This window comes from Streptomyces fradiae ATCC 10745 = DSM 40063, assembly GCF_008704425.1.
Classification (GTDB): domain Bacteria; phylum Actinomycetota; class Actinomycetes; order Streptomycetales; family Streptomycetaceae; genus Streptomyces; species Streptomyces fradiae.
Map to the genome: position 1 here is coordinate 151,546 of NZ_CP023696.1, position 18,604 is coordinate 170,149.

The window sequence follows — 18,604 nt, forward strand, 5'->3', positions numbered from 1 at the left end:
CCGAGTGTTGCCAAATGAGTGACGACCGCTTCCGGCCTGTGTCACAGTCTTGGATGGTCCTTGCTTTTCAAGCCATGGCCGTGCGCCTGTAACGGAGTCCCCCATGCCGTCCCCCCTCTTCGCGGAACGTCCCAGCCAGCAGCCGCCGGAGCGCGGCCGGGTGGACGCCCTCATCTCGCAGGCCCGCCGGCTGCGCGGAGAGGTGGACGCCGTGCGCCGGGACGCCCCCGCCGACGCCGACGACCCGCGCGCCCGCTGGCAGCGCGCCCTGTGCGACCTGGCCGTGCACCAGCTCGACGACCTCGGCGCCCACCTGGGGCAACTCAGGGAGGGTGTGCCTGCGCCGGGCGCGCGGGAAGGGACTGGCGGCCCGGCCGCGCGGGACGGCCGGCCGCGCGGCGAGGGCGCGACCGGCTCGCTGCTCACACGGGTCGGCAGCGCCGAGTGGAACCTGCTGACCGACGAGGTCGGCTGGTCGGACGAGCTGTACCGGATCGTCGGCCGCGCTCCCTCCGCCGGGCCGATGTCGCTGGACGAACTGCCGTCGCTGGTCTTCGCGGAGGACCAGCCGCTGCTCAGCCGGCTCGTGACGGACTGCCTGGTGGACGGCAAGCCGATCGACGGGGAGTTCCGGTTGGTCCGGGCCGACGGCCGGGTGCGCACCCTGCACATGACGGGCGAACCGGTCCTCGACGGCGAGGGCCGCACGGCGTCCATGTGGGCGGTGTTCCGGGACGTCAGCGAACTGCGCCGCAGCGAGCGCGCCGTACGCGACACCCGCGAGTCGCTGCGGCGCGACGGGGAGCGGACCGGGCACCGGCTCGCCGCGGAGCTGCGGGAGGCGGTCCTGCCGGCCTGGCGCGGCCCGCTGCGGCCCACCGGGGAGGGCGGGGACGGCGGGCCCGCGCTGGAGGCGGCCGGGCACCACCTGGTGTCCGCCGGCGACCCGCTCGGCGGGGACTGGTACGACGTGCTCGCCCTCCCCGGCGGCGGGACCCTGCTCGCGGTCGGCGACCTGGCGGGGCACGGCGTGTCCGCCACCGCCTCGACGGCGGCGCTGCTGGGGGCCCTGCGGGGCCTCGCCGTGGCGGGCATCGCGCCGGGCGCGCTGCTCGGGCATCTCAACGCGCTGCTGGAGGCCGCCGCGCAGCCGGCCCTCGGCACCGCGCTGTGCTGCCGCTACGACCCGGCGTCGCGGACGCTCGCCTGGGCGCAGGCCGGGCACCCCGCCCCGCTGCTGTTCCGGGACGGGACCGGGCGGGTCCTGGACCGGCCGGAGGGCGTACCGCTGGGGGCGACGGCGTCGGGCGCCGCCTACGAGCAGGCGGAGGCCCGGCTCCTGCCCGGTGACCTGCTGGTGCTCCGCACGGGCGGACCGGCGGGGGACGCGGGCGGACCGGGCGCGGGCACGCCCGGCACGGAGCGGCTGCTCGCCCTGGCGCCCGAACTGTCCCGCGCGCGGGACGTGCGGGAGTGCGTGCGGCTGGCGGCCCGGGCGGCGGGCGCCGAGGGCGGCTGCGTGGTGGCGGCCAGGGTGGGCGGCCCCTCGTAGCGGGACCGCCCGCGCACGGGGCGTACCGGTGCCGGATGCGGACGGGGCGCGTCCGCGGTCCCGGCCGGACGGGACCGCGCGCCCCGCGCGGTGGGCAGGACGCCGTGCCGGGCCGGCCCGGCACGGCGTGAGGGCGGACCGGACCGTGCCGGGCCGGCCCGGTGCCGTGCGGGGCGCACCCGGCGCTGTGCGGGGCGCGCCCGGTGCGTCACGGCCGTGCGCGGGTGCGCGGGGAGCCGTGCCGATGGGTCCGGCACCGCGTGCGAGCGTCCGGCACGGTGCGGATGCGGGGCGGGCCCACGGCGGGGACGCGCGGGGCGGAGGCACCGCGGGTCTGGGGGGCGGGGGACGCGCGGGGCGGGGACCTCGCCGCCTCCGGTCAAGCCTCCTTCAGCCCCAGCTTCCTGGCCTGCTCGCTCGGCAGCGCGTACTCGATCCGCTCGCGCAGGTCCTTGATCCGGGAGTAGCTGGCGTACCGGCCGGTGAGCCGGTACATCTCCCGCAGCCGGTCCCAGGTGCGCTGCGAGGAGTTGCTGCCCATGGCGGCCAGCGCCAGCCGGGCGTAACGGTCCGCCTGCTCCGGGTCGTCGGCGATGAAGCAGGCCGACGCCATGGAGAGATGGTCGAAGATCTTGGAGCGCTCCCGGCCGTCGATGCGCAGCTCCAGCGCCTTCTGCGCGAAGTACTGCGCCTGCCTGGCCGCGGACGGCTCGTGCTCGGCGAGCGTGCGGTAGGCGAGCGCCTGCATGCCGTACAGGTCCTCCGACTTGAAGGTCTGCATCCACACCGGCAGCGGGGCGTCGTCCTTGTCGGAGACGAAGAGGTCCTCCGCCTCGCCGAGGGTGCGGCGCATCGCCTGCCCGCGCCCCATGGAGGCGTGCGCCCACGCCTCGATGGTGTGGAGCATGGCACGGGTGCGCGGCAGGACCTCGTCGCCGGCGCCGAACTGGGCGAGCTGGAGCAGGTCCAGGGCCTCGTCGGGGCGGCCCAGGTGGACCATCTGGCGGGCGCAGCGCGACAGGGCCTCCCCGGCACGGGGCCGGTCCCCGCCCTCCCGGGCCGCGTGCGCGGCGATGATGAAGTACTTCTGCGCCGTGGGCTCCAGACCCACGTCGTGGGACATCCACCCGGCCAGGACGGCCAGGTTGGCCGCGACGCCCCACAGGCGCTGCTGGATCCGCTCGGGGTGGCGGTAGGCGAGTATCCCGCCGACCTCGTTGAGCTGGCCGACGACGGCCTTGCGCTGGAGGCCGCCGCCCTTGGCGGCGTCCCAGGCGCGGAACACCTCGACGGATGCCTCCAGTTCCTCGATCTCCTGCAGGCCGATGGGGGCGGCCTCGTAGCGGTCCAGGCCAGCGGGGTCCGCGGTGCGGACACCCGAGGGGGCGGTGGCACCGGAGGGCCCGGGGCCGGTTCGGAACCAGTCGTGCATGGCGCTGGTGATGGTGGAGCCCGCGGTGAGCGCGGCGCCCGCGCCCACCAGGCCGCGTCGGTTGAGCATGAGGTCCATTCCCGTGAATTCGGTGAGGACCGTGGCCGTGCGCTCGGGCGCCCAGGGCAGCCCGTCAGGGTTGTCGTCGTGCCTGACGTCCCGCCGTCTCCCGGCGCGCCCGTGTCGTACGAACCCGAGGTCCTCGATGGTCACGACACGGCCGAGTCGCTCGGTGAACAGGGCCGCCAGCACCTTCGGCACCGGATCGCGCGGGATCTCCCCCATGTCGATCCAACGCCGCACCCGCGAGGTGTCGGTCGCCAGCTGGGGGTGGCCCATGGCCGCCGCCTGCCGGTTGACCAGCCGCGCGAGTTCGCCCTTCGACCAGCCGGCGAGGCCGAACAGGTCGGAGAGGCGGGTGTTGGGTTGTCCTGTCACGTCAAGCCCCCAGGTTCTCGGCTGACTTGACAGTAGCCCTCCGCCATGGGGGTGGCGACTATTCGCCAGGGTTCGCCAGGGTCCGCGAGATGGTTCGCCACCCGCCCGTAGGTGTCGGGTAGGAACGCGCCACCCCGTCCCGGCGTCGGCCCGCATTCCCCAGGGTGCCGGACCGGCGGCGGACGGGGCGGCGTACGCAGTCGTCGGCACACGAAGGGATCTGTCCGCCCATGTACACAGCATCGTCCTCCGTGTCCGCCCCGCCCCGGCCCCGCCCGGTCGTGGCCGGGAGCGGCCCGTACCCGGGCCAGGCGCCGGTGGGCCGGAGCAGGCGCTGGGCGGGGGCGGTGAGCGGTCAGCTCAGCGGGAGGATCGACCTGTCGGGGCCGCATGGCGGCCAGTTGCGGAAGGCGATCGGGTCGGTGCAGCGCATCTGCCCCGAGTTCAACCCCGTGCAGGTGATGCGGCGCAGCGGGCGGTCGGTGCTGCTGGTCGGGACGACGGGCCGGGCGACCGTCGTCGCCAAGTGTTTACTGGACCACTCCCCCGTGTGGGTCGAGCGGTTCCGCCACGAGATCGCCGCGTACCGCGCGTTCGTCCGGCACCGGCCCCCCGTGCGGGTCCCCCGGCTGATCGCGGCGGACCCGGAGAACGGCACGCTCGTCGTGGAGCGGATGCCGGGCCGGCCGGCCGGCTTCAGCCGGCATGTGGCCGACGCCCCGCCGCGGGCGGACTTCAAGGCCGTCCTGACCGCGGTGGCGCGACTCAACGAGTGGCGGCCGCCGGCCGGGACCTTCGACGCGCCACTCGACTACGCGGCGCGGATCTCCCGGTACCACGAGCTGGGCCTGTTCACCGACCGGGACCGGGACGACCTGCAGAAGCTGCTGCACGGGCTGGCGCTCGCGGGCGGGCGGTACGGCATGGGGCAGTTCTGCCACGGTGACGCGCTGCTGTCCAACATGCTGCTGTCGCCGGCGGGTCCGGTGCTCGTCGACTGGGAGCACGCCGGCTGGTACCTGCCCGGCTACGACCTGGCGACGCTGTGGAGCGTGCTGGGCGACGCGCCGGTCGCGCGGCGGCGGATCAGCCAGCTCGCACAGGCGGGCGGGCCCGCGGCGCGCGACGCGTTCCTGGTGAACCTGATGCTCGTCCTGACGCGCGAGATCCGGACGTACGAGACCGCGGTGCAGCGGACGATACGGGAGGCTCCCCCCGCCGGCTCCGTTCCCGTGCAGCCCGGCACGCTCTCGCCCGGCGAGGAGCAGCGGCTGCTGCTGCGGCGGCTGCACGAGGACTGCGCGCTGGCACGGCGGGCCGTGCGCGCGGCGGTCGGCACGCGCTGACCGCACCACGGGGGTGGCGCGCCGTGTCCCGGCCCGACCGGGACACGGCGCGCCGTCGTGTGCGCGCGCCGCTGCGCCTCTCTCCCCCCGCCGCGCCCCCTGCGCCTCTCCCCCGCGCTCCCGCGCGCCCCTCCACCGTGCACCCGCGCCCCGCGCGCCTCGCGCCACCGGCCGCCGGTCCCGTCACCGTCCCGGGTCGTGACCCGCGGGCCCTATCGGACGTTCATACGATCGGCGGGCGCTCCGCGTGGGCCCGGGGGGCCGGGGGTAGGGCTCGCGCGGACCCCGACGTTCCACGAAAGGCATCGGACACGCATGGCACAGCCGTTCGTACTTCCCGACTTCTACGTGCCGTACCCCGCCCGGCTCAACCCGCATGTGGACGCGGCGCGCGCCCACACCACCGCGTGGGCCCGGCGGATGGGCATGCTGGAGGGCTCGGGCATCTGGGAGCAGCACGACCTCGACTCCCACGACTACGCGCTGCTGTGCGCGTACACCCACCCGGACTGCGACGCGGACGCGCTGTCCCTGGTCACCGACTGGTACGTGTGGGTCTTCTTCTTCGACGACCACTTCCTGGAGGTCTTCAAGCGCACCCAGGACCGGCGGGGCGGCAAGGCGTACCTCGACCGCCTGCCGGCGTTCATGCCGGTGGACCCGGCGGCCGCGGTGCCGGAGCCGGAGAACCCGGTCGAGGCCGGCCTCGCCGACCTGTGGGCCCGGACGGTCCCGGCGATGTCGGCGGCCTGGCGGGAGCGGTTCGCCGTGGCGACGGAGAACCTCCTCAACGAGTCGCTGTGGGAGCTGTCCAACATCGACGAGGGGCGGGTCGCCAACCCGCTCGAGTACATCGAGATGCGCCGCAAGGTGGGCGGCGCGCCCTGGTCGGCGGGCCTGGTGGAGTACGCGGCGGGCGCCGAGGTGCCCGCCGCGGTGGCGGACGCGCGGCCGCTGCGGGTGCTGCGGGACGCGTTCTCGGACGCGGTGCATCTGCGCAACGACCTGTTCTCGTACCAGCGCGAGGTGGAGGACGAGGGCGAGAACAGCAACGGCGTGCTGGTGCTGGAGCGGTTCCTGGGCTGCTCGACGCAGGAGGCGGCGGACGCCGTGAACGACCTGCTGACCTCGCGTCTGCAGCAGTTCGAGCACACGGCGCTGACCGAGGTGCCGCCGCTGTGCGCGGAGCACGGCCTGGACGCGCGGGAGACGGCGGCGCTGCTGGCGTACGCCAAGGGGCTCCAGGACTGGCAGTCGGGCGGCCACGAGTGGCACATGCGGTCCAGCCGGTACATGAACGAGGGCGCGGTGAAGGCCGAGCCGGGCGGCGGCGCGTTCGGGATGGCCGCCGCGTCGGTCCGGCTGACCCCGCGCGCGGAGGCGGCCCGCCGGCGGGGCTTCTCGCACGTCCCCTACCAGCGGGTGGGGCCGTCGGAGCTGCCGCACTTCGCGATGCCGTTCCGGGTCCGGCACAGTCCGCACCTGGCGGGGGCGCGGGAGCGGTGCGTGGCCTGGGCCGGTGAGATGGGCATGCTGCGCGCGCAGCCGGGGCGGCCGGACTCGCACGTGTGGACGGAGCGGATGGCCGCCGGGTACGACCTGCCGCTGTGCGCGGCGGGTCTGCACCCGGACGCGACCCCGGACGAGCTGGACACGGCCTCGCACTGGCTGGCCTGGGGCACGTACGCCGACGACCTGTACCCGGTCGTCTACGGCAGGCCGCGGGACCTGGCCGGGGCGCGGGCGCAGAACGACCGGCTGCGGCTGTTCATGCCGCTGGACGGAGCCGCCGGCTCCATGCCCGAGCCGGCGAACGCCCTGGAGCGGGGCCTGGCCGACCTGTGGCCGCGGACGGCCGGACCGATGAACGAGCGGGACCGGGCGGCGTTCCGGCGGTCCGTGGAGGTCATGGTCGACAGCTGGCTGTGGGAGCTGGCCAACCACGCCCTGAACCGGATCCCGGAGCCGGTGGACTACATCGAGATGCGGCGGGCCACCTTCGGCTCCGACATGACGATGGCCCTGTGCCGGATCGGGAGCGGCAACCGCGTCCCGCCGGAGATCTGGAGCAGCGGTCCGGTGCGGTCGCTGGAGAACGCGGCGGTCGACTACGCGACCCTGCTGAACGACGTCTTCTCGTACCAGAAGGAGATCGAGTTCGAGGGCGAGGTCCACAACTGCGTCCTGGTCACGCAGAACTTCTTCGACGTGGACCACCCGACGGCGCTGGCGATCACCGCGGATCTGATGAACTCCCGGATGCGGCAGTTCCAGCACGTCGCCGCGCACGAGTTCCCGGTGCTGTACGACGACTTCGGGCTGGACCGGGAGACCCGCGCCGTGCTCGACGGGTACGTGCGGCAGCTGGAGAACTGGATGGCCGGCATCCTCACCTGGCACCGCGAGTGCGAGCGGTACCAGGAGGAGGTGCTGCTGCGGCACCGGGCCGAGGGGCCGGGGACGGCCTGGGCCGCGCCGGGCCCCGCGTCCGGCGCGCCGTCCGGGGGGACCGTGCCGGGCGGGCCGACGGGTCCGTGGACCTCGGCGGCCCGGGCGGCCGCGCTGCTCGCCTCGTAGCGCGGGCCCGGTGACCGGGCCCTACGGGCGGCGGGCGCCGCGGAGCTGGTCCAGCTCGCGGCGCTCCCGCTTGGTGGGGCGGCCCGCGCCCCGGTCGCGGACACCGGCGACGGCGACCTGCTCGCGCGGCGGCGGGGGCGGGGTCCTGTCCGTGTACGCCTCGGCCGCGACGGGGGCGCCGACGCGCTTGGGGAGGACCTGCCGGACCTCGACGATCCGCTCGCGGCCGGCGTGGAAGACCCGCACCTCGTCGCCCGGCTTGACGGTCTGCGCGGGCTTGGCGCGGTCGCCGTTGACGCGGACGTGCCCGGCGCGGCAGGCCGTGGCGGCCTGGGAGCGGGTCTTGGTCAGGCGCACCGCCCAGATCCAGCTGTCGACCCGCGCCGTGGCGCCCTGCGGGTGCGGGGCGCGATGTGCCGTCTCCGTCGCTGCCATGGCCCTCCTCGGCTCCTGGGCTCCTCGGTTCCTCGTGGCGCCGGCCCCGTGTCGCCGGCTCAGCCCTGCTGGAACAGTTCCGCGGGCAGCGGCTTGAGCAGGGCGTACAGGTCGTCGGTGATGGGCCGGTCCCAGCTCGCGATGGTCACGAGGACGTTGTCGCTGCGGTCGAACTGGACGCAGGAGATCCGGCTCTCGGTGAGCTTGAGGCGGCGGACGATGAGCAGGTTGTCGCCCTGCATGACCGGGACGTCCTCGCTCTCCACGACCTCGACGTGGTCGTCCCGCTCCAGCGCCGCGAGGAGCTGGGCCGCCTCGAAGGGGATCTGGCCCTCGGCGAGGTCCCGCGCCGGGGAGCCCTCCGGCAGATTGCCGATGATCATCGCGGGGCCGCGGCCGCCGAAGAGGTCGTAGCGGAGGAACACGCCCTGGCAGGTGCCGTCGGGGGCGGGGAGCAGGCCGGCGCCGAGGTTCCCGGGCCAGTCGCCCGGGTCCATGGCCAGGACGTCGAAGTCCGGGCCCGCGGGTGTGGCGGGGCTGCGGCGGCGGAGGAAGGACATGCCGCCATGGTACGGGTCCCGGGCCGCCGCGCGGCGGGCGGGGCGCCGTCGCGGAGGGGCCCGCCGGACGTGGCCGAGGGGTCCGGGAGGCGTGTGGGAGCGGCGGGTTCACCGCTTCGGGGGATGTCCGTGGGGCGCGCGGGGCCGTGGACGCCCGCGCGGGCGGCAGCGGGGTCCGAGGGCGGGTCGGCGTGGGCGCGCTGGGTGGGCCGGGGTGGGCGGGGGTGGGCCGGGGTGCGCGGGCCGGTCGCCGCGGGGGATGCCGGGAGCGGGCCGGGCCGGGCCGGGGCGAGGCGAGGGCGCGCGGGCCGGTGGTGGCGGGCGAGGCGCGGCGGCGGACGCCGGGGGCTCGGCGGGTGCGTGTGGGCGCGTGCGGGTGCGGCCGGGCGCCGGATCGGGGCGGTGACGGGCATGGCGGGTGCGGGACGGGGCGTGGGCGCGGGACGGCGGCGGCCGGAGGGCGGGGTGGCGGGGGGCCTGGGAGCCGGGTGGCGGAGGCCCGGGGAGGGGGTGGCGGAGGCCCGGGGGGCGGGGCGCGGGGGGCGGGCGGGGGTGTCGGGGGGCTTGCCGGGGGCGGGGTGCGCGGGGTAAGTGATCGGGATGCGGATCGACCGAATGGTCGGTAGCCGCGTGAACGGTCGATGCGGGACGGGCGGAGGACGGACATGGCGGAGGATCTGCGGGACGCCGGGGAGCGGCTGGACCGGGAGGAGCTGGAGGCCCTGCAGCTGGAGCGGCTGCGGGCGACGCTGCGGCACGCGTACGAGAACGTGCCCTTCCACCGGCGGGCGTTCGACGCGGCGGGGGTGCGGCCGGAGGACTGCCGGTCGCTGGCCGACCTGGGCCGCTTCCCGTTCACGACCAAGGAGGACCTGCGCGGCGCGTACCCCTTCGGGATGTTCGCCGTGGACCGCTCGCGGGTGCGGCGCCTGCACGCGTCGAGCGGCACCACGGGGCTGCCCACCGTCGTCGGGTACACCGACCGGGACCTGGACGTGTGGGCGGACGTGGTGGCGCGGTCGATCCGCGCGGCCGGGGGCAGGCCGGGGCAGGTGGTGCACGTGGCGTACGGGTACGGGCTGTTCACCGGCGGGCTCGGGGCGCACGGCGGGGCGGAGCGGCTCGGCTGCACGGTGGTGCCCGCCTCCGGCGGGATGACGGCGCGCCAAGTGCGGCTGATCCAGGACTTCCGGCCCGAAGTGATCATGGTGACGCCCTCGTACATGCTCACGCTGCTGGACGAGTTCGAGCGGCAGGGCGTCGATCCCCGGTCGACCTCCCTGCGGGTGGGCATATTCGGCGCGGAGCCGTGGACGGAGGAGATGCGGCGGGAGATCGAGGAGCGGTGCGCGATCGACGCCGTCGACATCTACGGCCTGTCGGAGGTGATCGGCCCCGGCGTGGCGCAGGAGTGCGTGGAGACCAAGGACGGGCTGCACGTGTGGGAGGACCATTTCTACCCGGAGGTGGTCGACCCGGTGACGGGCGAGGTGCTGCCGGACGGGGAGCGGGGCGAGCTGGTGTTCACCTCGCTGACCAAGGAGGCCATGCCGGTGGTGCGCTACCGGACGCGGGACCTCACGCGGCTGCTGCCGGGCACGGCGCGGGTGTTCCGGCGGATGGAGAAGGTCACGGGACGCAGCGACGACATGCTGATCGTGCGGGGCGTGAACCTCTTCCCGACGCAGGTCGAGGAGGTGCTGCTGCGCACGCCGGGGCTGGCGCCGCACTTCCAGCTCCGGCTGACCCGCGAGGGGCGCATGGACGCGCTGACCGTCCGGGTGGAGGCGCGCGCGGACACGCCGCCGACGCGGCGGGCGGACGCGGCGCGGGAGGTGCGGGCCGCCGTGAAGGACGGGATCGGCGTGACGGCAGCCGTGGAGGTGGTCGATCCGGGGACGCTGGAGCGGTCGGTGGGGAAGATCAAGCGGATCGTGGACCTCCGCCGCGACCCCGAGTGAGATCGGGGTCGGCGCCCCTCCCCAGGGGTGATCCCCGATCGGCCGCAGGGAGGATGACAGCGCCCCTCGCCGGATGAGTGCATGGGTCAACCACCTTTGCTCACAACCGAGTTGGGAGAGACGTTGCTCCTCCGTACGAGTCTGAGGCGCCTGCTGCCGGTGGCGGCGGCCCTGCTGGCCACGGCCGCCTCCACCCTGCCGGCGGGCGCCGCCCCGCCGCCCCGCGCGGACGGCGGACGCCCGTCGGCCGACGGGCTGTCGGCGACGATCCGCTACACCGAGTACGGCATCCCGCACATCCTGGCGAAGGACTACGCCTCCCTGGGCTTCGGCACGGGCTGGGCGCAGGCCGCCGACCAGGTGTGCGTGCTCGCCGACGGGTTCGTGACCGTCCGGGGCGAGCGCTCCCGCCACTTCGGTCCGGACGGCCGGGCCGACGGATCGATGTCGTCGGCCCGTACGAACCTCTCCAGCGACCTGTACTTCACGGGCGTGCGGGACGCGCGCACCGTGGAGCGCCTCCTCGACCGGCCGGCGCCCGCCGGGCCGGGCCGGGAGCAGAAGGAGCTGATGCGCGGCTGGGCCGCCGGGTACAACGCCTGGCTGGAGCGGAACCGGGTGACCGACCCGGCCTGCGCGGGCAAGGCGTGGGTCCGCCCGGTGACCGCCCTGGACGTGGCCCGGCGGTCGTACGCGCTGGCGGTGCTCGGCGGCGAGGGCGCCCTCGTGGAGGGCATCACCGCCGCGGCGCCGCCCGCCGCGGACGCGTCCACCGGGCGCGCCGCGGCCGGGGCCGCCGCCTCCGGACGGGCCTCCTCGAAGGGCGCGGACCCGGACGGGATGGCCGGGGCGGTGCGGGAGCTGTTCGACGCGCGCAACGCGACCATGGGGTCGAACGCCGTCGCCTTCCACGGCAGCACCACGGCCGGAGGCCGGGGCCTGCTGCTGGGCAACCCGCACTACCCGTGGCACGGCGGCCGGCGGTTCTGGCAGTCCCACCAGACGATCCCCGGCGAGCTGAACGTGCAGGGCGCCTCCCTGCTCGGCACCCCGCTGGTGCAGATCGGCTTCACCGAGAAGGTGGCGTGGAGCCACACGGTGGCCACCGGCCGCAGCATGAACCTGCACGAGCTGGTCCTCGACCCGGCCGACCCCACCGCGTACCTCGTGGACGGCAGGAGCGAGCCGATGGTGCGCCGGACGGTGACCGTGCCCGTCGCGGACGGCGAGCCGGTGACCCGCACGCAGTGGTGGACCCGGTACGGGCCGGTCACCACCGCCTTCGGCGGCACGGCCCTGCCGTGGACGCGGACGACCGCGTACGCGCTGCACGACCCGAACGCCCGCAACCTGCGCATGGCCGACAGCTCCCTCGCCCTCGCCAAGGCCGGCTCCGTCGGGGAGATGGCGGCCGGGCTGCGCCGCACCCAGGGCCTGCCGTGGGTGAACACGATCGCCTCCGACCGGAACGGCGGCACGCTCTTCACGCAGGCGCAGGTGGTGCCCAGGATCACCGACGAGCTGGCGGAGCGGTGCTCGACGCCGCTGGGCCGGACGCTGTACCCGGCCTCGGGTCTCGCCGTGCTCGACGGGTCGCGCGCCGGCTGCGCGCTCGGCGCGGACCGGGACGCGGTGGAGCCCGGCATCATGGGCCCGGCCCGCTGGCCGCTGCTGCGGGACGCCGCGTACGCCGGGAACTCCAACGACAGCGCGTGGCTGGCCAACGCCGACCGTCCGCTCACCGGGTACGAGCGGGTCTTCGGCGACCTGGACACGGAGCGGTCGCTGCGCACCCGCGGGGGCGTCGAGGACGTGGCGGCGATGGCCCGGCGGGGCTCCCTCACCGTGGCCGACCTCCAGGAGCAGCAGTTCGCCAACCGGGTGCCCGCCGCGGACCTGACCGCCGACGACGTGGTGCGGGCCTGCCCGGCGGTCCTGCCGGACGACGCGGAGGCGTGCGGGGCGCTCGCCCGCTGGGACCGCCGCATGGACACGACCAGCCGGGGCGCCCTGCTGTTCGACCGCTTCTGGGGACGGCTGGAGCGCGAGACGACGACCGCCGAGCGGTGGAAGGTGCCCTTCTCCGCGGCCGACCCGGTGCGCACCCCGCGCGACCTGGACACGGGCACGCCCGGCTTCGCGAAGGCGCTGCGCGAGGCCGTCGCCGAGCTGCGCGGCGCGCGCATCCCGCTCGACGCGCCGCTCGGCGAGCACCAGTACGTGGTGCGGGGCGGCGAGCGCATCCCCGTGCACGGCGGCACGGGTACGGGCGTGTGGAACATGACCGTGCCCGTGTGGGACGCGGAGAACGGCGGCTACACGGAGGTGCGGCACGGCACGAGCCACGTCCAGGCGGTCGGCTGGGACGCGAGCCGGTGCCCGGTCGCGCGGACGCTGCTGACGTACTCCCAGTCGTCCGACCCGGCCTCGCCGCACCACGCGGACCAGACCCGGCTGTACGCGCGGGAGCAGTGGGTGACCGCCCGGTTCTGCGAGCGGGACATCCTGCGCGACCCGGCGCTGCGGGTGGTCCGGGTGGCGCAGTGAGCGCCCGGCGGCCGGCCCCGCGCGGGCCGGCCGCCGTCGGCGGAGGTCCTTGACGGCCGGGCGCGGTCGGCGGGGGTCCCCCACGGCCGGGCGCGGTCGGCGGGGGTCCTTGACGGCCGGGCCCGGCGGTACGAAGGTCTCACCTGATGCGCGCGACGGCGGGGTTTCCCCTCGGACGGCGGTGCCACCGGAGGCGGGGAGGGCGGTCATGGTGCGGAGTCCGGGTGTACCGGGTGTACCGGGTGCGGACGGGGTCGGCCGGCGGGCGTTCGGCGGCGGGGTGCTGGCACTGGGAGGTGCGCTGGTGATCGGTCCGCTTCCGGGGGCCGCCGCGGCGGGACGGGAGCGCGGCCCGGCGGGGACACCCGGCGGGGCCGCGCCGGCGGGTGCGGCGGCCGGGGCGGGGGCGGCGCTGCGTCGCGGCACCGCCGAGCAGGCCGGGCTGCTGCCGCGCCACCTCGACCTGCTGGTCGCGGACGCCGAGCGGTTCCTCGGCCCCTCCCCCACGCACCCCTGGTACGCGGGAGCGGTGGTCCTCGCGGGCCGCGGCCCCGTCGTGGCGCTGCACCGGGCCGTCGGGCACGCGGTGCGCTACGCGGCCTACGACGAGACGACCGGGCGGGGCGTGGAGCTGCCGCCGGAGCGGCGCGTCCCGATGCGCGAGGACACCGTCTTCGACCTGGCGTCCCTGACCAAGCTGTTCACCTCGCTGCTCGCCGTGCAGCTGCTGGAGCGCGGCGAGCTGGAGCTGGGCACCCCCGTCGCCGAGCGGCTCCCCGACTTCGGCGGCGGCGGGAAGGGCGGCGTCACCGTGCGCCATCTGCTGACGCACACCTCGGGGCTGCGCGCCTGGCTGCCGCTGTACGAGGAGCCGACGCGGGAGGGCATGCTGCGGCGGCTGTGGGACGAGCGGCCCCTGGACCCGCCCGGCACCGCGTACCGCTACTCCGACCTGAACCTGATCGCCCTTCAGCTGCTGCTGGAGAAGGTCTCCGGCCGGCCGCTGGACGTGCTGCTGCGGGAGCGGATCACGGGGCCGCTCGGCATGCGGGGCACCCGGTTCAACCCGCCGGCCTCCTGGCGGCCGCGGATCGCGGCGACCGAGGACGCCCGCAGGCCGTGGTCGGGGATCGACCGGGGCATGGTGTGGGGCGAGGTGCACGACGAGAACGCCTACGCCCTCGGCGGGGTCGCCGGGCACGCGGGCCTCTTCTCCCGCGCCTGGGACCTCGCGGTCCTCGCCCGGACGCTGCTCGACGGCGGCGCCCACGGCGGTGCGCGCATCCTGCGGCCCGACTCGGTGGAGCTGCTGTTCACCGACTTCAACACGGCGTTCCCCGGCGACGGGCACGGGCTGGGCTTCGAGCTGTACCAGCACTGGTACATGGGCGCGATGGCCACGCCCCGCACCGCCGGGCACACCGGGTTCACCGGGACCAGTCTGGTGCTGGACCCGACGACCGACTCGTTCCTCGTCCTGCTGGGCAACTCGGTGCACCCGGTGCGCGGCTGGCGCTCCGGTTCGGCACCCCGCGTGGCCGTCGCCGACCGCATGGCGCGGGCGGTGCCCGTACGGCCCGCGCACGGCCGCGCCGCCTGGTTCGCCGGGACCGCTTCGGCCGCCGCGGCGACGCTGACGCTGCCCGCGGTGCGGCCGGTGACGGCGCGGGCGCGGCTGCGGTGCGCCCTGTGGTGGGACACCGAGCCGGGCGCGGACGCGCTGGCCCTGGAGGCGGCGGCCGAGCCCGCCGGGGGCGGGGCGGCCCAGTGGCGGCCGGTGCCGTTCGTCACGGTACGGCCGGGCGGGGAGCCGGTGCGGCACCCCGGCGGCACGGTGAGCGGCTTCTCGGGGCGGGTCTGGCACCGGCTGGAGGCCGACCTGTCGGCGTGGTGCGGGGGCGGCCCCGTGCGGCTGCGCTGGCGGTACCGGACGGACGCACGCTACGTGGGGCGGGGCGTGTACGTGGACGGGCTGCGGGTCCTGGACGGCGGGCGGGTGCTGTTCGACGAGGCGCGGCCGCCGGACGCGGCGCGGGTCGAGGCGGAGGGCTGGTCGGCCTCCGCCGACTGAACTCCGGCCGCCGCCCGGGGCCTCTCCGGCCCGCCGCGGGGCCCGTCCCCCGGGTGCGCGTGCCCGGACGCACGGGGAGACTGGGGGGCGGGGGTCACCCGGCGAGAGGACGGCACCCATGTCCGTGACGGACAAGCTCAAGAACCTGCTGAAGGGGCACGAGGGCCAGGTCGGCAAGGGTGTCGACAAGGCCGGCGACTACGTCGACAAGCGCACGCACGGGCGGTTCGGCAAGCACGTCGACACCGCGCAGGAGCGGCTCAAGGACCGGCTGGGCCGCGAACCGGGGCAGCGCCGGGAGCCGCCCGCCCAGCCCTGAACGCCTTCTTCCTCCGCCCCGCCGCACGGGGTCGTCCGGGCCGGCCGCGCCACGCGGCCGGCCCGGCGCTTGAGCGTGCTCGCGGCGGGGGGCGCGGGGCGGGCGGGGCGCGGCGGGCGGGCGCGAGAGGGCGGGCGCGAGAGGGCGGGCGGGCGGTGTCGGGGCCTCGGGGCGGGGCGTCGGGGCGGGGGGCCTCGGGTGGCGCCCGCCACCCGGTCGTACGTCTCGGAGTGCGGTGTGGTCGCGGCTGGTGGAGAGTCGTGCCGAGTCCCCCACTCGAAGGAGAGAAACATGCTTCGGCGCATTTCGATCGCTCTGGCCGGTCTGCTCGCTGTCGGCTTCTTCGCCGCCGCTCCCGCCGCCGCCCACGGCGGCGACTCCAGCAAGGGCTGCTGGCTGAGCGGTGGTCACGTCCAGGCGGGCGACGTCCACGTCGCCGGGTTCGAAGGGCTCTGCTGGAAGGTCGGCTGACCCTCGCCGCGGCGACGGCGCTTTCGGGCGGGCACCCGGTGCGGGTGCCCGCCCGCTGTGCTGCCGGGTGGCGGCGGGCGCGGGACGGGTGCCTTGCGACGCCCGCGCGGGTGCCGGTGCGTCAGCCGGGCCGCGGGACGGCCGCCCGCGGTGCCGTCCCGCGCCGGGCACGGCGCGTGGCGGGGCGTCAGTCCGTGGCGGGGTTCAGTCTGGGGCGGGGTTCAGTCCGTGGCGGGGCGGTGGGCGCCCGCCACGCGCCGGTACAGCTCGACGGCCTCCGTGTGCCGGCCGAGCTGCTCCAGGCACTGGGCCTCGTCGTGGCGGCTGGCGAGGGTGTCCGGGTGGTCGGGTCCGAACACCCGCTCGCGGGCGGCGGCTATGCCCCGGTACGCGGCGAGCGCCTCCTCCCAGCGGCCGAGCCAGCCCAGGCAGACGGCCACCTCCCGGCCGCTGACCAGTGTGTCCGGATGCTCCGGACCCAGGACGCGGGCGCGGGCCCCGGCGACCTCGCGGGCCTCCGCGAGGGCCTCCTCCCAGCGGCCGAGCCGCCCCAGGTTGACGCCGAGGCCGTGGCGGGCGCGCAGGGTCTCCGGGTCGTCGGCGCCCTGCCCGCGGGTGCGGGCCGCGACGAGGTCCCGGTACAGCTCCAGCGCCTCCCCCGCCCGTCCGAGGCGCCCCAGGCAGATCCCGGCCTCGTAGCGGGCGGCCAGCGTGTCGGGGTGGTCCGGGCCGAGCGTGCGGGCGCGGGCGGCGGCCACCTCGCGGTACGTGCCGAGCGCGTCGGCCCAGCGGCCCAGGCGGCCCAAGGTGTGGGCCACCTCGTAGCGCGTGACCAGGGTGTCGGGGTGGCCGGGGCCGAGCAGCCGGGCGCGGGCCGCCGCCACCTCGTGCGCCATCCGGTACGACTCCTCCAGCCGGCCGAGGCGGCCCAGGGTGAAGGCCAGGTTGTGCCGGCAGCGCAGGGTGTCCGGGTGGTCGGCGCCCATGGCCCGTTCGCGGGCGGCGAGGACCTGCGCGTACACGTCGTGGGCCTCGGCGTGGCGGCCGAGGCGGCCGAGCGCGTACGCGGTCTCCTGACGGGCCGCGAGCGTGTCGGGGTGCTCCTCGCCCAGGACGCCGGCCCGGCGCTGCGCGACGCGGCCGAACTCGCGCAGGGCGTCGGCGGGGCGGCCGGCGCGGCTGAGGGCGAAGGCGTGCTCGTAACGGCTGGCCAGGGTGTCGGGGTGGTCGGGCCCGAGGGCCCGCTCCCGTTCGTCGGCGACGGAGCGGTGCACCTCGCCCGCCTCCGCCCAGCGGCCCAGGCGGCCGAGGCCGAGGCCCGCGCTGTGGCGCCCCGCCAGGACGGCGAGGAGGCCGGTTCCACCGCCGCCGGGCGGTGCTGAGGCGCCCGCCGGTACGGGCCCCGCCTGGGCGGCCGGGGCACCGGGCGCCGGGGAGACGGGGGCGCCGGACGGCGGGGAGACGGGGAAGCCCCAGGCCGGGGACGCGGAAGCCGGGGTCGCGTCAGGCGGGCCCGCGGGGGCCGGCGACGCCTGGGCGGCCGGGCCGGGGGCGCCCGGCGGCGGGGCCGCCGCGGCGGGCGGCGCGGCGGCGGGGAACGGCGCGGCGGCGGGAAGCGGCTGCCCCGCGGCGCCCGGCGGCGGCACCGGGAGACCCGCGCCCGCCACGGCGGGCGACGCAGGGGACGGCGCCCCCGCGACCGCGGCGGGCCGGTGCGGACGGCGGAGCGTGAGCGCCGGCGCGGGCCCGGCGGTCGTCCAGTGGCCGGTGAGCGCGGTCACCGGGTCCTCCGCCGGCGGTACGGCGTGCGGCGCGGTGGCCCCGACCGACAGGCGGCCGAGGGTCATGGCGCGGCTCCACGCGGGGAGCCGCGGCGGGGGCACCGCGGCCTGGCCCGGCCGCGCGGGCCCGGCGGGGTGGCCGGCCGGAGGGTGGCCCGCCGGAGGGTGGCCGGGGCCGGGCGGGGGTGTGTACGGCGGGCCGGCGTGCGGCGCGGTGGGGCGGCTGCCCGTGATGCGGCGGCGCAGGACGCCGGCGTCGGCGGGCCGCTCCTCGGGGGTCTTGGCCAGCAGGTCGAGGACGATCCGCTCGAACAGCGGGGGCAGGTCGGCGCGGTGCCTGCGCGGCGGCTCCGGGGGCGTGTCGCGGTGGCCCACGAGGATCGACCAGGGGTCGTCCAGGTCGAAGGGCGGGACGCCGGTGGCGATCTCGTACAGGACGCAGCCCAGCGAGTACAGGTCGCTGCGGTGGTCGACCTCGCCCCCGCCGATCTGCTCCGGCGACATGTAGTGGGGCGTGCCCATGGCGATGCCGGTGCCGGTCAGGCGGGAGGAGGCGCTCATCTCGGCGCCGAGCCGGGCGATGCCGAAGTCGCAGATCTTCACCGTGCCGTCCGCCAGGCGCATGATGTTCGCGGGCTTGAGGTCGCGGTGGACGATGCCCTGGCGGTGGGTGTAGGCGAGGGCGTCGGCGACCTGCTCGGCGATGTCGACGACCTCGTCGACGGGCAGCGGGCGGTGGGCGTTGTCGCCGAGGAGCTCGCTGAGGTTGCGGCCGTCGAGCAGCTCCATCACGAGGAAGAGGGTGCCGTCCGCCTCGCCGAAGTCGTGGACGACGGTGACGCCCCGGTGCTGGAGCGCCGCGGCGACGCGCGCCTCGCGCCTGAACCGCTCGCGCAGGATGCGTACGAAGCCGTCGTCGTGGCGCGGTCCGAGCGGTTTGAGGCACTTCACGGCGACCCGGCGGCCGAGCGACTCGTCGGTGGCGCGCCAGACCTCGCCCATGCCGCCGCGCCCGATCACCTCCAGCAGCCGGTAGCGGCCGTGGATGAGTCTGGTCTCCGCCATCGCGTGCTGTCGCCCCCGTCGTTCCCGTGCCTCCCCGGCCCTCCAGTAT

The 18,604-nt window shown here is 76.7% G+C and carries 12 protein-coding genes; 8 read left to right on the forward strand and 4 right to left on the reverse strand.

Going from position 1 to position 18,604, the window contains the following annotated elements:
- Window positions 1–103 precede the first annotated feature (103 nt).
- Entirely contained in the window at window positions 104–1,552 is a 1,449-nt protein-coding gene (locus tag CP974_RS00675) for a PP2C family protein-serine/threonine phosphatase (protein WP_085921402.1), read from the forward strand.
- Between the two features lie 379 nt (window positions 1,553–1,931).
- On the opposite strand, the gene CP974_RS00680 is transcribed toward CP974_RS00675, so the two are convergent.
- Complete coding sequence (locus tag CP974_RS00680; RefSeq protein ID WP_150485760.1) at window positions 1,932–3,422, reverse strand: DNA-binding protein NsdB; 1,491 nt, start codon at window positions 3,420–3,422, stop codon at window positions 1,932–1,934.
- 230 nt (window positions 3,423–3,652) lie between these two features.
- On the opposite strand from CP974_RS00680, the gene CP974_RS00685 reads away from it, so the two are divergent.
- Both CP974_RS00685 and CP974_RS00690 read left to right on the forward strand, forming a co-directional pair.
- Entirely contained in the window at window positions 3,653–4,768 is a 1,116-nt protein-coding gene (locus CP974_RS00685; RefSeq protein ID WP_069975089.1) for an aminoglycoside phosphotransferase family protein, read from the forward strand.
- Window positions 4,769–5,083: 315 nt separating this feature from the next.
- On the forward strand, window positions 5,084–7,345 hold the full coding sequence (locus CP974_RS00690; protein WP_085921404.1) for a terpene synthase family protein: 2,262 nt from the start codon (window positions 5,084–5,086) through the stop codon (window positions 7,343–7,345).
- A 21-nt stretch (window positions 7,346–7,366) separates the two neighbouring features.
- Here CP974_RS00690 and CP974_RS00695 read toward each other — a convergent pair whose 3' ends face one another.
- Window positions 7,367–7,780 (reverse strand): RNA-binding S4 domain-containing protein, encoded by a 414-nt coding sequence (locus CP974_RS00695; RefSeq protein WP_085921405.1) that lies wholly within the window; start codon window positions 7,778–7,780, stop codon window positions 7,367–7,369.
- A gap of 59 nt (window positions 7,781–7,839) precedes the next feature.
- Window positions 7,840–8,340 carry a hypothetical protein gene (locus tag CP974_RS00700; protein ID WP_069975097.1) on the reverse strand — a complete coding sequence of 167 codons (501 nt, stop codon included), beginning with the start codon at window positions 8,338–8,340 and terminating at the stop codon, window positions 7,840–7,842.
- Between the two features lie 665 nt (window positions 8,341–9,005).
- Here CP974_RS00700 and paaK point away from each other — a divergent pair.
- The 5 genes from paaK to CP974_RS00725 all read left to right on the forward strand — a co-directional run bounded on the left by paaK (window position 9,006) and on the right by CP974_RS00725 (window position 15,709).
- A complete protein-coding gene (paaK, locus tag CP974_RS00705) occupies window positions 9,006–10,301 on the forward strand; it encodes a phenylacetate--CoA ligase PaaK (RefSeq protein WP_069975098.1) in 1,296 nt (431 codons plus the stop codon).
- 111 nt (window positions 10,302–10,412) lie between these two features.
- Complete coding sequence (locus tag CP974_RS00710; RefSeq protein WP_223844651.1) at window positions 10,413–12,848, forward strand: penicillin acylase family protein; 2,436 nt, start codon at window positions 10,413–10,415, stop codon at window positions 12,846–12,848.
- Window positions 12,849–13,056: 208 nt separating this feature from the next.
- Window positions 13,057–14,919, forward strand: a complete 1,863-nt coding sequence (locus CP974_RS00715; protein WP_085921614.1) for a serine hydrolase domain-containing protein — start codon at window positions 13,057–13,059, stop codon at window positions 14,917–14,919.
- A 118-nt stretch (window positions 14,920–15,037) separates the two neighbouring features.
- The gene (locus CP974_RS00720) at window positions 15,038–15,238 is read left to right on the forward strand and encodes an antitoxin (protein ID WP_069975101.1); all 201 of its coding nucleotides are present in this window, start codon (window positions 15,038–15,040) and stop codon (window positions 15,236–15,238) included.
- A gap of 291 nt (window positions 15,239–15,529) precedes the next feature.
- The gene (locus tag CP974_RS00725) at window positions 15,530–15,709 is read left to right on the forward strand and encodes a hypothetical protein (RefSeq protein ID WP_069975103.1); all 180 of its coding nucleotides are present in this window, start codon (window positions 15,530–15,532) and stop codon (window positions 15,707–15,709) included.
- Window positions 15,710–15,930: 221 nt separating this feature from the next.
- Here CP974_RS00725 and CP974_RS00730 read toward each other — a convergent pair whose 3' ends face one another.
- A complete protein-coding gene (locus tag CP974_RS00730; protein WP_150485761.1) occupies window positions 15,931–18,555 on the reverse strand; it encodes a serine/threonine-protein kinase in 2,625 nt (874 codons plus the stop codon).
- Window positions 18,556–18,604: the final 49 nt, after the last annotated feature.

Coding starts and splice junctions, on each gene's coding strand:
- CP974_RS00675 (WP_085921402.1), top strand. CDS start 104: ATGCCGTCCCCCCTCTTCGCGGAACGTCCCAGCCAGCAGCCGCCGGAG.
- CP974_RS00685 (WP_069975089.1), top strand. CDS start 3,653: ATGTACACAGCATCGTCCTCCGTGTCCGCCCCGCCCCGGCCCCGCCCG.
- CP974_RS00690 (WP_085921404.1), top strand. CDS start 5,084: ATGGCACAGCCGTTCGTACTTCCCGACTTCTACGTGCCGTACCCCGCC.
- CP974_RS00695 (WP_085921405.1), bottom strand. CDS start 7,780: ATGGCAGCGACGGAGACGGCACATCGCGCCCCGCACCCGCAGGGCGCC.
- CP974_RS00700 (WP_069975097.1), bottom strand. CDS start 8,340: ATGTCCTTCCTCCGCCGCCGCAGCCCCGCCACACCCGCGGGCCCGGAC.
- paaK (WP_069975098.1), top strand. CDS start 9,006: ATGGCGGAGGATCTGCGGGACGCCGGGGAGCGGCTGGACCGGGAGGAG.
- CP974_RS00715 (WP_085921614.1), top strand. CDS start 13,057: ATGGTGCGGAGTCCGGGTGTACCGGGTGTACCGGGTGCGGACGGGGTC.
- CP974_RS00720 (WP_069975101.1), top strand. CDS start 15,038: ATGTCCGTGACGGACAAGCTCAAGAACCTGCTGAAGGGGCACGAGGGC.
- CP974_RS00725 (WP_069975103.1), top strand. CDS start 15,530: ATGCTTCGGCGCATTTCGATCGCTCTGGCCGGTCTGCTCGCTGTCGGC.
- CP974_RS00730 (WP_150485761.1), bottom strand. CDS start 18,555: ATGGCGGAGACCAGACTCATCCACGGCCGCTACCGGCTGCTGGAGGTG.